This window comes from Caballeronia sp. BR00000012568055, from assembly GCF_029439455.1.
Lineage (GTDB): Bacteria > Pseudomonadota > Gammaproteobacteria > Burkholderiales > Burkholderiaceae > Caballeronia.
Window position 1 is genome coordinate 17,582 of record NZ_JAQFVG010000311.1, and the last position, 13,795, is coordinate 31,376.

General features: G+C 61.0%; 12 protein-coding genes. 11 read left to right on the plus strand and 1 reads right to left on the minus strand.

From position 1 onward, the window contains the following. The first annotated feature begins 25 nt into the window (after positions 1–25). The 10 genes from ftsW (at position 26) to lpxC (ending at position 10,134) form a co-directional block, all read left to right on the plus strand. On the plus strand, positions 26–1,252 hold the full coding sequence (ftsW, locus tag P7F28_RS22405) for a putative lipid II flippase FtsW (RefSeq protein ID WP_370467390.1): 1,227 nt from the start codon (positions 26–28) through the stop codon (positions 1,250–1,252). Next, the gene (murG, locus tag P7F28_RS22410; protein WP_277186956.1) at positions 1,249–2,367 is read left to right on the plus strand and encodes an undecaprenyldiphospho-muramoylpentapeptide beta-N-acetylglucosaminyltransferase; all 1,119 of its coding nucleotides are present in this window, start codon (positions 1,249–1,251) and stop codon (positions 2,365–2,367) included. The genes ftsW and murG overlap by 4 nt, the downstream gene beginning before the upstream one ends. Positions 2,368–2,369: 2 nt before the next feature. Then, positions 2,370–3,773, plus strand: a complete 1,404-nt coding sequence (gene murC / locus P7F28_RS22415) for a UDP-N-acetylmuramate--L-alanine ligase (protein ID WP_277186957.1) — start codon at positions 2,370–2,372, stop codon at positions 3,771–3,773. 26 nt (positions 3,774–3,799) lie between these two features. Further along, the gene (locus P7F28_RS22420) at positions 3,800–4,741 is read left to right on the plus strand and encodes a D-alanine--D-alanine ligase (protein ID WP_277187184.1); all 942 of its coding nucleotides are present in this window, start codon (positions 3,800–3,802) and stop codon (positions 4,739–4,741) included. A gap of 34 nt (positions 4,742–4,775) precedes the next feature. Continuing rightward, positions 4,776–5,528 (plus strand): cell division protein FtsQ/DivIB, encoded by a 753-nt coding sequence (locus tag P7F28_RS22425; protein ID WP_277186958.1) that lies wholly within the window; start codon positions 4,776–4,778, stop codon positions 5,526–5,528. Between the two features lie 27 nt (positions 5,529–5,555). After that, positions 5,556–6,788, plus strand: coding sequence for a cell division protein FtsA (ftsA, locus tag P7F28_RS22430; protein ID WP_277186959.1), 1,233 nt, complete (start codon positions 5,556–5,558; stop codon positions 6,786–6,788). A gap of 144 nt (positions 6,789–6,932) precedes the next feature. After that, positions 6,933–8,147 (plus strand): cell division protein FtsZ, encoded by a 1,215-nt coding sequence (gene ftsZ / locus P7F28_RS22435; protein WP_277186960.1) that lies wholly within the window; start codon positions 6,933–6,935, stop codon positions 8,145–8,147. 299 nt (positions 8,148–8,446) lie between these two features. Next, positions 8,447–8,950, plus strand: coding sequence for a peroxiredoxin (locus P7F28_RS22440; RefSeq protein ID WP_277186961.1), 504 nt, complete (start codon positions 8,447–8,449; stop codon positions 8,948–8,950). Further along, a complete protein-coding gene (locus tag P7F28_RS22445; protein WP_277186962.1) occupies positions 8,947–9,090 on the plus strand; it encodes a hypothetical protein in 144 nt (47 codons plus the stop codon). Before P7F28_RS22440 ends, P7F28_RS22445 begins: the two co-directional genes overlap by 4 nt. 126 nt (positions 9,091–9,216) lie before the next feature. Then, positions 9,217–10,134, plus strand: a complete 918-nt coding sequence (lpxC, locus tag P7F28_RS22450) for a UDP-3-O-acyl-N-acetylglucosamine deacetylase (RefSeq protein ID WP_277186963.1) — start codon at positions 9,217–9,219, stop codon at positions 10,132–10,134. Between the two features lie 51 nt (positions 10,135–10,185). Here the strand turns inward: lpxC and P7F28_RS22455 are convergent, their stop codons facing one another. Then, positions 10,186–10,680: a DUF721 domain-containing protein gene (locus P7F28_RS22455; protein WP_277186964.1), complete on the minus strand. Its 495-nt coding sequence runs from the start codon at positions 10,678–10,680 to the stop codon at positions 10,186–10,188. A gap of 270 nt (positions 10,681–10,950) precedes the next feature. On the opposite strand from P7F28_RS22455, the gene secA reads away from it, so the two are divergent. Continuing rightward, on the plus strand, positions 10,951–13,764 hold the full coding sequence (gene secA / locus P7F28_RS22460; RefSeq protein WP_277186965.1) for a preprotein translocase subunit SecA: 2,814 nt from the start codon (positions 10,951–10,953) through the stop codon (positions 13,762–13,764). Positions 13,765–13,795 lie beyond the last annotated feature (31 nt).

Below are 13,795 nucleotides of genomic sequence, written 5' to 3' on the forward strand. Positions count from 1 at the left end.
GAAAATCACGGGCCAGCGCAACGCCATGCCGAGCGATTCGCTCGCGGGCCGCACGGGTCCGCGTCGCGATGGCGGCATTTCGAGCGCGGTCAACGGCGTGCGCCCGGCGCGCTCGCGCATGCTCGACTACGACTACTCGCTGCTGTGGGTGACGATCGCGCTGCTGGGCCTCGGTATCGTGATGGTGTATTCGGCGTCGATCGCCATGCCGGATTCGCCGAAGTACGCGCAATACCGCGACTGGCACTTCCTCGCGCGCCACCTCGTTTCGATTGCGACGGCGCTGGTCGGCGCGGTCATCGCGTTCAAGATTCCGATCAAGACGTGGGAAAAGTACGCGCCGAAGTTCTTTCTGTTCGCGCTGGTGCTGCTCGTCATCGTGTTGATTCCACACGTGGGCAAGGGCGTGAACGGCGCGCGCCGCTGGATTCCGCTCGGCATCACGAATATGCAGCCGTCCGAAATCATGAAGCTCGCGGTGACCATCTACGCCGCGAACTACACGGTGCGCAAGCAGGAATTCATGCACAGCTTCGGTAAGGGCTTTTTGCCGATGGCGGTCGCCGTTGGCGCAGTCGGCGCGTTGCTGCTGCTCGAACCGGACATGGGCGCGTTCATGGTGATCGCGGCGATCGCGATGGGCGTGCTGTTTCTCGGCGGCGTGAACGGCAAGCTGTTCGGCGGTTTGGTGCTCACGGCGGTCGGCACGTTCACCATGCTCGTGTGGCTCTCGCCGTGGCGTCGTGAACGGATCTTCGCTTACCTCGATCCGTGGGACGACCGTTACGCGCAAGGCAAGGCGTATCAATTGACGCACTCGCTGATCGCGTTCGGGCGCGGCGAGTGGTTCGGCGTCGGTCTGGGCGGCAGCGTCGAGAAACTCAACTATCTGCCGGAAGCGCATACCGACTTTATCCTCGCAGTGATCGGCGAAGAACTCGGTTTCGTCGGCGTGATCTGCGTGATTCTGCTGTTCTACTGGATCGTGCGTCGCGCGTTCGAAATCGGCCGTCAGGCACTGGCGCTGGATCGCACGTTTGCCGGTTTGATGGCGAAGGGCGTCGGCATCTGGTTCGGCGCGCAGACGTTCATCAATATGGGCGTGAATCTCGGCCTGCTGCCGACCAAAGGTCTGACGCTGCCGCTGGTTTCGTACGGTGGCTCGGGCATTCTGCTGAACTGCGTCGCGCTGGCTGTTTTGCTGCGCGTGGATTATGAGAATCGCGTTTTGATGCGCGGAGGGAAAGTATGACCGCGCAGACCCATCGCACCTTGATGGTCATGGCTGGCGGCACCGGCGGACACGTGTTCCCCGGTCTCGCGGTCGCGCAATGGATGCAGGCGCGCGGATGGCGCGTGGTATGGCTCGGCAATGCAAATGGCATGGAAGCGACGCTCGTTCCCAAGCATGGCATTCCGATGGAATACGTGCGCTTCGGCGGCGTGCGTGGCAAGGGCATCAAAACGAAGCTGATGTTGCCGGTGAATCTGCTGCGCGCGTGCACGCAAAGTCTCGCGGCATTGCGTCGCGTAAAGCCGGACGTGGTGCTCGGCATGGGCGGCTACATCACGTTTCCGGCCGGTCTCATGACCAAACTTGCCGGTTGCCCGCTCGTGCTGCACGAACAGAATTCGATCGCCGGCATGGCGAACAAGGCGCTTGCGCGTCTCGCCAAACGCGTGCTGGTCGCGTTTCCGAATGCGCTGCCGAATGCCGAATGGACGGGAAACCCGATTCGCGCGGAACTTACGCGCGCTTTGCCGCCCAAAGAACGCTACGCCGCGCGTTCGGGCAAGTTGAACGTGCTCGTCGTCGGCGGAAGTCTGGGCGCGGCTGCGCTCAACGAAACCGTGCCGAAAGCGCTTGCCATGCTGAGCGAGGATGAACGTCCGCGCATCACGCATCAGGCGGGCGCGAAACATATCGAAGCTTTGGAAGCGAACTACGCAGCGGCAGGTTTTTCGCGTGGCGAAAACGTGCAGCTCGTGCCCTTCATCGACGACATGGCGCAAGCCTACGCCGAAGCCGATCTCGTCATTTGCCGTTCCGGCGCAATGACGGTGTCGGAAATCGCGGCAGTCGGCGTGGCCGCGTTGTTCGTGCCGTTCCCGTTCGCCGTCGATGATCATCAGACGACGAATGGCGCGTTCCTCGCGAAGAACGGCGCGGCTGAATTGATACAACAAAAGGATCTGTCGGCGCAAAAGCTCGCCGACTGGTTACGCAAACAGACGCGCGCAACGCTGGCCGAAATGGCCGACCGTTCGCGTGCGCTGGCGAAACCCGATGCGACCGAAAGAGTCGCGAGCATTTGCGCCGATGTGGCCGGCGCGCGGTTGAACGCGCAAGCTAGGGAGGCACATTAGCAATGAAACATATCGTCAAGCATATTCACTTTGTCGGGATCGGCGGCGCGGGCATGAGCGGCATCGCCGAAGTGCTGTTGAATCTCGGTTATCACGTGAGCGGTTCGGATCTGTCGAACGGCGCGGTGACCGAGCGTTTGAAAGCGCTCGGCGCGCGTGTCGAGATCGGGCATCACGAGCAGAACATCGAAGGCGCGAACGCGGTCGTGGTCTCGACGGCGGTGCGCGCGGATAACCCCGAAGTGCTGGCCGCGCGCCATCGCCGTGTGCCGATCGTGCCGCGCGCGGTGATGCTTGCGGAACTGATGCGCCTGAAGCAGGGCATCGCGATTGCCGGGACGCATGGCAAGACCACGACCACGTCGCTGGTGGCGAGTGTGCTGGCGGCGGGCGGGCTTGATCCGACTTTCGTGATCGGTGGTCGGCTGAACAGCGCGGGCGCGAATGCGCGGCTCGGCACGGGCGACTTTATCGTCGCGGAAGCGGACGAGTCGGATGCGTCGTTCCTGAATCTGTTCCCGGTGATCGAAGTCATCACGAATATCGACGCCGATCATATGGACACCTACGGCCACGACTTCGCGCGGCTCAAGCAAGCGTTCATCGAGTTCACGCATCGGCTGCCGTTTTATGGCATCGCGGTGTTGTGTGTCGATGATCCGAACGTGCGCGAAATCCTGCCCTTCGTCTCCAAACCGATCATCCGATACGGCCTCGGCGCGGAAGCGCAAGTGCGCGCGGTGAACGTCGAAGCGCGCAACGGCCGCATGCATTTCACGACGCTGCGCGAAGATGCCCCGTCGCTGGATATCGTGCTGAATCTGCCGGGCACGCATAACGTGCAGAACGCGCTCGCGGCCATTGCGATTGCAACTGAACTCGAAGTGGCGGATGCCGATATCCAGCGTGCGCTCGCCGAATTCAACGGCGTGGGCCGCCGCTTCCAGCGTTACGGCGAAGTCGCGCCGGGCAGCGGTGAAGGCGCGTACACGCTGATCGACGATTACGGTCATCACCCGGTGGAAATGGCGGCGACGATCGCGGCAGCGCGTGGCGCGTTTCCGGATCGGCGGCTGGTGCTGGCGTTCCAGCCGCATCGGTACACGCGTACGCGCGATTGCTTCGAAGACTTCGTGAAAGTGCTGTCCACCGTCGATGCACTCGTTCTCACCGATGTCTACGCCGCAGGCGAAGCGCCCATCGTCGCAGCGGACGGTCGTGCGTTGGCGCGCGCGATTCGCGTGGCAGGCAAGGTCGAACCTGTGTTCGTCGAAACCATCGATGAGATGCCCGACGCGATCAGAACGATCACGCGTGACGGCGATGTGGTGATCGCGATGGGCGCGGGTTCCATCGGCGGAGTGTGCGGGAAGCTGGCCAATGTCGTGAACGGCCAGCCTCAGTAAGTAACGGCAAGAACATGAGCAACCAAGTGAATCAAATCGATCCCCAGGCCTTCGGCCGAGTCGCGGTGCTGATGGGCGGACATTCCGCCGAGCGCGAAGTGTCGCTCAACTCTGGACGCCTTGTGCTGCAAGGTCTGCGCGAAGCAGGCATCGACGCCCACGCGTTCGATCCGAAAGAGCGTCCGTTGTCGGATCTGAAGGCCGAGGGTTTCGTGCGCGTGTTTATCGCGCTGCATGGCGGGTATGGCGAGAACGGGCAACTGCAAGGCGCGCTCGACTTTTACGGCATCAAGTACACGGGCAGCGGCGTGCTCGGTTCGGCGCTCGGCATGGACAAGCTGCGCACCAAACTCGTGTGGCAGCAGACCGGCATTCCCACACCGCCGTTCGAAACCGTGTTCCGTGGCGAAGACTACGCGGCGCGCGCGAACGAAATCATCGCGAAGCTGGGCTTGCCGCTGTTCGTGAAACCGGCGAGCGAAGGGTCGAGCGTCGCGGTCATCAAGGTGAAGAGCGCCGAAACGCTGGTGCCCGCGCTCGAAGAAGCGGCGAAGTTCGACAAGATCGTGATCGTCGAGAAGAGCATCGAAGGTGGTGGCGAGTTCACGTGCTGTATCGCGGGCGATCTGGACTTGCCGGTCATCAAGATCATTCCGGCGGGCGAGTTCTACGACTATCACGCGAAATACGTCGCCGACGACACGCAATACCTGATTCCCTGCGGCCTGACGGAAGCCGAAGAAGCACGCATGAAGCAGCTCACCAAGCGCGCATTCGAAATCCTCGGCTGCACCGACTGGGGCCGCGCCGATTTCATGCTCGACTCCGACGGCAATCCGTACTTCCTCGAAGTGAATACGGCGCCGGGCATGACCGATCACTCGCTGCCGCCGAAGGCCGCGCGCGCGGTTGGCATCAGCTACAGGGATTTGGTGGTGAAAGTGCTTTCTCTCACCCTGAAGAATTAAGACCGTTACATATAGGACACGACGAAACGAAACCATGTGGAATAACGTCCGGCAACTGAATCTCGCCTCCGGCGCGCTGCACGCTTTGTTCGTGCTGGCGCTTCTGGCCGCCGCCGGCGTGTATGCCATCCAGCGTCCGGAGTTTCGTCTGCGTCAGATTCAGATCGACGGCGACACGCAACACATCAACACGCCGACGGTGCGTGCGAGCGTCGTCGGTCATTTGAAGGGCAATTTCTTCACGGTCGATCTCGATTCGGCACGCGCCGCGTTCGAGCAGATGCCGTGGGTGCGTCATGCGAGCGTGCGCCGCGTATGGCCGAATGCGCTTGCCGTGACGCTCGAGGAATACAAGCCTTTGGGCACGTGGGGCAACGATCAGTTGGTGAGTACGGACGGCGAGTTGTTCACCGCGAATCAAGGCGAACTCGACGACGATCTTCCCGCGTTCGACGGTCCCGAAGGCACGGCCAAGGAAGTGGTCGCGCGGTATCACGATTTCGAGAAGTGGTTCGCCCCGCTCGATGCGAAGCCGGAAGAAGTGACGCTGTCGCCGCGTTTCGCGTGGACGGTGAAGCTCTCGAACGGCACGCAGATCGAACTCGGACGCGAACGGAACACGGAGACGCTGCTCGATCGCACGAAGCGATTCGTCGCATCCTGGCCAGCGGTGACGGGGCGCTGGGGCAAGGACATCGAATATGCGGATTTGCGTTACCCGAACGGATTCGCGGTCCGTGCAGCAAATATGCGATTCATCAACGACACCGATAAGGCCAAGAAGTAAGCAGAACATCACAGGCATAAGCACGCTATGAGCAAAGACTACAAAGACCTGCTGGTTTCCCTCGACATCGGAACGTCGAAGGTGGTCGCGATCGTCGCCGAGTTGAAGGGCGAAGGCCACTACGAGGTGATCGGACTCGGTCAGGCGGATTCCAAGGGGTTGAAGAAGGGCGTCGTGGTGAATATCGAGGCCACGGTGCAATCCATCCAGCGCGCGCTCGAGGAAGCCGAGCTGATGGCGGATTGCAAGATCACGAACGTGTTCACCGGAATCGCGGGCAGCCATATCCGCAGCTTCAATTCCAGCGGCATGGTCGCGATCAAGGACAAGGAAGTCACGCAGACCGATGTGGCGCGCGTGATCGAGACGGCGAAGGCCATCAACATTCCGACCGATCAGCAGGTGCTGCATATCCTCACGCAGGAATTCATCATCGACGGTCAGGAAGATGTGCGCGAGCCGATCGGCATGAGCGGCATCCGGCTGGAAGTGAAGGTGCATATCGTCACGGGCGCGGTGAGCGCGGCGCAGAACATCGTGAAGTGCGTGCGTCGCTGCGGGCTCGAAGTGAACGATCTGATCTTGCAGCCGCTGGCTTCGTCGCTGGCGGTGCTGACGGAAGACGAGAAGGAACTGGGCGTGGTGCTGGTCGATATCGGCGGCGGCACGACGGACATCGCCATCTTCAGCGAAGGCGCGATCCGTCACACCGCCGTGATTCCGATCGCCGGCGATCAGATCACCAGCGACGTCGCGATGGCTTTGCGTACGCCGACACCGGATGCGGAAGATATCAAGGTGAGCTATGGAATCGCCAAGCAAGCGCTGGCCGATCCGGACGAGATGATCGAAGTGCCAGGTCTCGGCGAACGCGGTCCGCGCACGCTGTCGCGTCAGGCATTGGCTGCGGTCGTGGAGCCGCGCGTCGAAGAGCTTTTCTCACTGGTTGAGCAGGTCGTGCGCGAGTCGGGCTACGAAGAGTTGCTGTCGAGCGGCGTGGTGCTGACCGGCGGCGCGGCAATGATGCCCGGCATGGTCGAGTTGGGCGAAGACATCTTTTTGAAGCCGGTGCGCATTGGCGTGCCGGAGTATGCGGGCGGTCTCGCGGATGTGGTTCGCAATCCGCGCTATTCGACGGCAATGGGCTTGCTCGCCGAAGGACGCTCGCAACGCATGCGCGGTCGCAAGGTCGCGGTGCAAAACGGTTCGATGGGGCAGGTGTTCTCGAGAATGAAAGACTGGTTTCTCGGAAACTTCTGAAGCTGTAAAGCAACATAAGCAATACGAACTAAGTCATTAATAGCTTGAAATATAATTCGCACCGGTAACGGCGGCTGGTGCGCGGTAAGAGGTTGCCCGATCTCTCATCGAATAACGCCGATCTTCATTCTTGACGGAGGCAACATGGATTTCGAAATGCTGGAAACGGAAACCAACGGCACGATCATCAAGGTCGTGGGTGTTGGTGGCGCTGGCGGTAACGCGGTTCAGCACATGATTACGCGGGGTGTGCAAGGCGTCGATTTCATCGTGATGAATACGGATGCGCAAGCGCTCGCACGTTCGCGCGCGCCGGCAGTTCTGCAGTTGGGCATGACCGGTCTGGGCGCGGGTGCGAAGCCGGAGAAGGGCAAGGAAGCGGCTGAAGATGCACGCGAGCGTATCGCGGATGCACTGCGCGGCGCGCACATGGTGTTCATCACCGCGGGTATGGGCGGCGGTACGGGCACGGGCGCGGCACCGGTGGTTGCACAGATCGCCAAGGAAATGGGCATTCTGACCGTCGGCGTGGTGAGCAAACCGTTCGAGTTCGAAGGCGGCCGCCGTATGCGCGTGGCCGAAGCTGGTTCCCAGCAACTGGAGGATCACGTCGACTCGCTGATCGTCGTGCTGAACGACAAGCTGTTCGAGGTGATGGGCGATGACGCCGAGATGGACAAGTGCTTCCAGTGCGCCGATGACGTTCTGAACAACGCTGTCGCGGGTATCGCGGAAATCATCAACGTCGATGGCCTCGTGAACGTCGACTTCGAAGACGTGAAGACCGTGATGGGCGAGCAGGGCAAGGCGATGATGGGCACGGCGACGGTTGCCGGTGTCGATCGCGCGCGTCTCGCGGCTGAACAAGCAGTGGCAAGCCCGCTGCTCGAAGGCGTGGATCTGTCGGGTGCGCGTGGCGTGCTGGTCAACATCACGTCGAGCCGTTCGCTGCGTCTGTCGGAAACGCGTGAAGTGATGAACACCATCAAGTCGTATGCAGCAGACGACGCCACCGTGATCTTCGGCGCAGTCTACGACGACGCAATGGGCGACGCGCTTCGCGTGACGGTGGTGGCAACGGGTCTGGGCCGCGCGGCAAAGAAGCAGCAGCAAACGCCGATGACGCTCCTGCGCACAGGCACGGACAATCAGCCGATCGCTCACGCGCATGCGCACGCATCGCACAACACGTATGGCAACGCGCAGCATGGTCAGGCAACGACCAGCTACGAAGGACTCGAAACGCCGGCAGTGTGGCGTTCGACGCGTGAAACGGCGGCATCGCACGTGCAGGCACTGCAGGAAAAGGGTGTCGATACGTATGACATTCCGGCGTTCCTGCGCAAGCAAGCGGACTGATGCATTGCTGCTGCTACGCGCATGATTTAGTGCTCAAATAGCAGTTTGTGATGCCGCACCGTCAGTCGAGCCGAACGCCGTACGCGACGAAGCAGGTTTCGCGTGGGGCGACTGTCCAAGGCCGCGTCGAGGCTGAAGTCGAGCCGGACGCCAGGCCGTGGCCAGCCGACCCCCACGGATTTGCACCTGAAGTCGGGAAGCAGATTGGAAACCGAAATCGAGCGACGGACGTTTTGTAAACACTGCGGGACGATGCATCGCCTGGGATGTCCGCGAGCACTGACAGGGAAGGACCGAGCATGATCAAAGTGGGTGACACGTTGCCGGATGCACGTCTCTTCGAGTTTATCGAGGAGGCAACAGAAGGCTGCGCCGTAGGACCGAATGCGTTCTCGGCGCGCGAGCGGGCGCAAGGTAAGCGCGTGGTGATCTTCGGATTGCCGGGCGCGTTTACGCCGACGTGCTCCGCCAGACACGTGCCGGGCTACATCGAGAAAGCGGCGGATTTGTCCGCGGCCGGTATCGACGAAGTCTGGTGCGTTTCCGTCAACGACGCGTTCGTGATGAGCGCGTGGGGACGCGATCTTCAAACCGCGGGCAAGGTGAAGATGATCGCGGACGGCAGTGCGCGTTTCACTCAGGCACTCGGACTGGATCAGGATTTGACCGAGCGCGGCATGGGAATCCGTTCCCAGCGCTACGCGATGGTGATCGACGATGGCGTGGTCAAGACGCTCAACGTCGAAGCACCCGGCAAGTTCGAAGTCAGCGACGCTCAGAGCATTCTGGCGACGTTGCGATGAATGCAGCGGCGTCCGCGTTGTCTCATAACAACGCGCCCGACGCCCTCGCAATCGGCGGCAACTTGGGGCCGATGACCGGAAATGCCTCCATTCCGGCCATCGGCCCGTTCTACTTCATTGTTTCTGACACGGCGACGTAACACAGGGAAACAGATGACACGCCCTCGTTAAGGACGTCACGCATCGAATGGAGTATACTTCGGCCTATTAGTTTTTATACCGCGATTGATTCTCTTTATAGGGAATATAAATCGGAAAAGAAGATCATGTTGAAGCAGCGAACAATCAAGAGCATCGTCAAAACCGTAGGAATCGGGCTTCATTCCGGCCGCAAGGTTGATCTGACGCTGCGTCCCGCACCGGCTGGCACGGGCATCGTTTTCTCGCGCGTGGATTTGCCGAATCCGGTGGATATTCCCGCTTCCGCGATGTCGATTGGTGATACGCGTCTTGCGTCCGTGTTGCAGAAGGACGGTGCGCGCGTGTCCACCATCGAGCACTTGATGTCGGCCTGCGCGGGTCTGGGCATCGACAATTTGTATGTCGATGTAACGGCCGAGGAAATTCCGATCATGGACGGCAGCGCGGCTTCGTTCGTGTTTCTGATTCAATCGGCGGGCGTGGAAGAGCAGAACGCGCCGAAGCAATTCATCAAGGTCAAGAAGCCCATTGAAGTGCGCGATGGCGACAAATTCGCGCGTCTCGACCCGTATTTCGGCTTCAAACTGAGCTTTACGATCGATTTCCGTCACCCGGCCGTTGATAAGACCGGTCAGGCGCTGGAAGTGGATTTCGCGACGACTTCGTATGTACGCGATATCGCGCGTGCCCGTACGTTCGGCTTTGCGCATGAAGTCGAAATGATGCGCGAGCTTGGTCTGGCGCGCGGCGGCAGCATGGATAACGCCATCGTGCTGGACGAATACCGCATTCTGAATAACGACGGTTTGCGCTACGACGACGAGTTCGTGAAGCACAAAATGCTCGACGCAATCGGCGATCTTTACGTAGTGGGCCATCCGCTGCTGGCTTCGTACAACGCGTACAAGGGCGGCCACGCGATGAACAACATGCTGCTGCGTGAGCTGCTGGCGAACGAAGACGCGTACGAAATCGTCACGTTCGAAGACACGCAGAAGGCGCCGCGCGGTTTTGCATTCGATACGCAAACGGCGTTTGCCTGATTCGTTTCGAGCGGTTTCGAAGTGAGATGAAAAATGAGCGGCTCGCGCCGCTCATTTTTTTTGCGCCTTCGCTCCGTGACGCGCCGCCATTTTGGCGAGCGCTTCCTGCAGCGGCGACGGCGCGAGCGTTTCGGCCAATTCACTGAGCGCCGATGCCCCCGCCGCCGACATGCGCGCCTGCTTGGGCGGCGTGGCTTCCTTCATCGCTTGCGGGCGGACGCGGATTTTGAGCGAATCGACCGCCCAGCCGCGTTGCTGGAGATCAGCAAGCAGACGCGGTTCGATATGCCGCAAACGCGCCGCCAGCGCGTTGTGACCGGCGAACAGCGCCAGCACACCGTCTTTGATAAAACCCGGCTCGACATTCGATGCCAGATAATCCGGCAGCAATTTCGCCAGATCCCGCTGCAACGCGGCAACCTGATCGACGCCTGCGCGCAACGCGCGGAATGCATCGGTGCGATCGAGCACGTCGGCCAGCGCTTGCGGCTTGCGCGGATCGAATCGCTGCGGCGCGGACCTTGAATTTGTAGAAAAACGGCTCATTTTCCAATCGTTTGACGCATGGAGCGACGGCTCGATTGTATCGCGGGCCGCGCACCGCGCCGCTGCGATAAAACGCGATCCTTTCAACCCGCCGACTGTCGCGCGCCGCCGACGCGCGCAGGCCTGAGCGGGCGTAAGCTCTGCCAGACTCGCGTGCTAAAATTCCCGATTCGATTTCACCCAAAATGGACTTAAGTCGCCGAGGTAATTCGCCTGCGGACGCATTGTAAAAATGTGCCCGGCCGAATCCGCGACGCAGACACTGATCCGATGACGACCGGTTTCCTTCAGAAGATTTTTGGCAGCCGCAATCAGCGGCTAGTCAAGCAGTACCAAAAGACCGTTGCGGCGATCAACGCGCTCGAGCCGACCGTCGAGAAGTATTCGGACGATCAGCTTCGCGCGAAGACGGATGAGTTCCGCAAGCGCGTGGCTGGCGGCGAGTCGCTGGACGTGATTCTTCCCGAAGCGTTCGCGGTCTGCCGCGAGGCCAGCCGCCGCATTCTGAAGATGCGCCACTTCGACGTTCAGTTGATCGGCGGCATGGTTCTGCACTACGGCAAGATCGCCGAAATGCGTACGGGCGAAGGCAAGACGCTGGTCGCCACGCTCGCCGCATATCTGAACGCGCTGTCGGGCCGTGGCGTGCACGTCGTCACGGTGAACGATTACCTCGCTCAGCGCGACGCCGAATGGATGGCGCGTCTGTACAACTTCCTCGGTCTGTCCTGCGGCGTCAATCTGTCGCAAATGGCGCACGAGCAGAAGCAGGAAGCGTACGGCGCGGACATCACCTATGGCACGAACAACGAGTTTGGCTTCGACTATCTGCGCGACAACATGGTCTACGAGCCGTCCGCGCGCGTGCAACGGCCGCTCAATTTCGCCATCGTCGATGAAGTGGACTCCATTCTGATCGACGAAGCGCGTACGCCGCTCATCATTTCCGGTCAGGCCGAAGATCACACCGACCTCTATGTGCGCATGAATGCGCTGCCGCCGCTGCTCGAATTGCAGATCGGCGAAGAGAAGGCGGACGGTACGGGCGTCGAAAAGCCGGGCGATTACACGCTGGATGAGAAAGCGCGTCAGGTGTTCCTCACGGAATCCGGGCACGAGAAGGCGGAACGACTGCTGGCCGAGTGGGGTTTGATCGGCGAGGGCGAAAGTCTTTACGCGCCGCAGAACATCACGCTGATGCACCACATTTACGCCGCGTTGCGCGCTCACACGCTGTTCCTGCGCGACCAGCATTACGTGGTGCAGGAAGGCGAAGTCGTGATCGTCGATGAATTCACGGGCCGGATGATGACGGGCCGTCGCTGGTCGGATGGTCTGCATCAGGCCGTCGAAGCGAAAGAGCACGTCAAGATTCAGGCGGAAAACCAGACGCTCGCGTCCATCACGCTGCAGAACTACTTCCGTATGTACGCGAAGCTGTCCGGCATGACCGGCACGGCGGATACCGAAGCGTACGAATTCAACGAGATTTACGGACTTGAGACGGTCGTGATCCCGACCAACCGTCCGCCGAAGCGGATCGACAAGCAGGATCAGATCTACAAGACGTCGAAGGAACGCTACGACGCGGTGATTCGCGACATCCGCGATTGCGTCGAACGCGGTCAACCTACGCTGGTTGGTACGACGTCGATCGAAGCGTCCGAGTTGCTGTCGAATCTGCTGGCGCAGACCGGCGTGCGTCACGAAGTGCTCAACGCGAAGCAGCACGCGCGCGAAGCGGCGATCGTCGCGGAAGCGGGGCGTCCGGGCGCGGTCACCATCGCGACCAACATGGCCGGTCGCGGTACGGACATCGTGCTTGGCGGCAACGTCGAGAAACAGGCGTCGTTTATCGAAGCCGATCTGTCGATTCCCGAAGGCGAGAAAGCCGCGCGCATTCAAAAGCTGCACGACGAATGGCAGGAGTTGCACGACCACGTGAAGGCGGCGGGCGGGCTGCATATCATCGGTACGGAACGGCACGAGTCACGCCGGATCGACAATCAGTTGCGCGGCCGCGCGGGCCGTCAGGGCGATCCGGGTTCGTCGCGCTTCTATTTGTCGCTGGACGATCCGTTGCTGCGCATTTTCGCGGGTGATCGCGTGCGCGCGATCATGGACCGCCTGAAGATGCCGGAAGGCGAGCCGATCGAAGCGGGCATGGTCACGCGTTCGATCGAAGGCGCGCAACGCAAGGTCGAAGCGCGCAACTTCGATATCCGCAAGCAACTGCTCGAATACGACGATGTAACGAACGATCAGCGCAAGGTGATCTATCAGCAGCGCAACGAACTGCTCGAAGCCAACGACGTGCAGGAAACCATCGCCGCGATGCGCCAGAGCGTGATCGGCGACGTGGTGCGCACATTCGTGCCTGCGGGCAGTATCGAAGAGCAGTGGGAAGCGCCGGAACTGGAAGAAGTGCTGCGCAACGACTGGTCGCTCGATCTCGCGGTTCAGGAGATGATCAACGAATCGCATTCCATCGATTCGGAAGAGATCAACGAAGCCGTGCTCGCCGCCGCCGATGAAGCCTACGAAGCGAAGGTCACGATGGTCGGCCGCGAATCGTTCAGCGCGTTCGAGCGTTCGATCATGTTGCAAACGCTCGATAGCCGCTGGCGCGAGCACTTGGCCGCGCTGGATCATTTGCGTCAGGGCATCCATCTGCGTGGTTATGCGCAGAAGAACCCGAAGCAGGAATACAAGCGCGAGGCGTTCGAACTGTTCGCCGCCATGCTCGATTCGATCAAGCAGGAAGTCACGCGCGTCGTGATGAACGTGCAGATTCAATCGCCGGAACAGTTGGAAGAGGCCGCCGAGCGTTACGAAGAGCAGGGCAGTCATCTGGAGAACGTGTCGTTCACGCACGCGGACTACAATCCGCCGGCCGCCGCGCCGACGCCGCAGTTCGCAGCAGAAACGGCCGCCGCGCAAATGGTCACGCAGGCGATGTCCTCGGGCGATGATGTCTCCGTCGCCACCCGTTCGGGCGACGATGTACCGAAGGTCGGCCGCAACGATCCGTGCCCGTGCGGAAGCGGCAAGAAGTATAAAAACTGTCACGGCAAGCTGGCTTAATCGGCTGGTGACACAAGAGACGAGCGACGCA

Coding starts and splice junctions, on each gene's coding strand:
- murG (WP_277186956.1), top strand. CDS start 1,249: ATGACCGCGCAGACCCATCGCACCTTGATGGTCATGGCTGGCGGCACC.
- P7F28_RS22455 (WP_277186964.1), bottom strand. CDS start 10,680: ATGAGCCGTTTTTCTACAAATTCAAGGTCCGCGCCGCAGCGATTCGAT.
- P7F28_RS22440 (WP_277186961.1), top strand. CDS start 8,447: ATGATCAAAGTGGGTGACACGTTGCCGGATGCACGTCTCTTCGAGTTT.
- secA (WP_277186965.1), top strand. CDS start 10,951: ATGACGACCGGTTTCCTTCAGAAGATTTTTGGCAGCCGCAATCAGCGG.
- P7F28_RS22425 (WP_277186958.1), top strand. CDS start 4,776: ATGTGGAATAACGTCCGGCAACTGAATCTCGCCTCCGGCGCGCTGCAC.
- lpxC (WP_277186963.1), top strand. CDS start 9,217: ATGTTGAAGCAGCGAACAATCAAGAGCATCGTCAAAACCGTAGGAATC.
- P7F28_RS22445 (WP_277186962.1), top strand. CDS start 8,947: ATGAATGCAGCGGCGTCCGCGTTGTCTCATAACAACGCGCCCGACGCC.
- ftsZ (WP_277186960.1), top strand. CDS start 6,933: ATGGATTTCGAAATGCTGGAAACGGAAACCAACGGCACGATCATCAAG.
- ftsA (WP_277186959.1), top strand. CDS start 5,556: ATGAGCAAAGACTACAAAGACCTGCTGGTTTCCCTCGACATCGGAACG.
- murC (WP_277186957.1), top strand. CDS start 2,370: ATGAAACATATCGTCAAGCATATTCACTTTGTCGGGATCGGCGGCGCG.
- ftsW (WP_370467390.1), top strand. CDS start 26: ATGCCGAGCGATTCGCTCGCGGGCCGCACGGGTCCGCGTCGCGATGGC.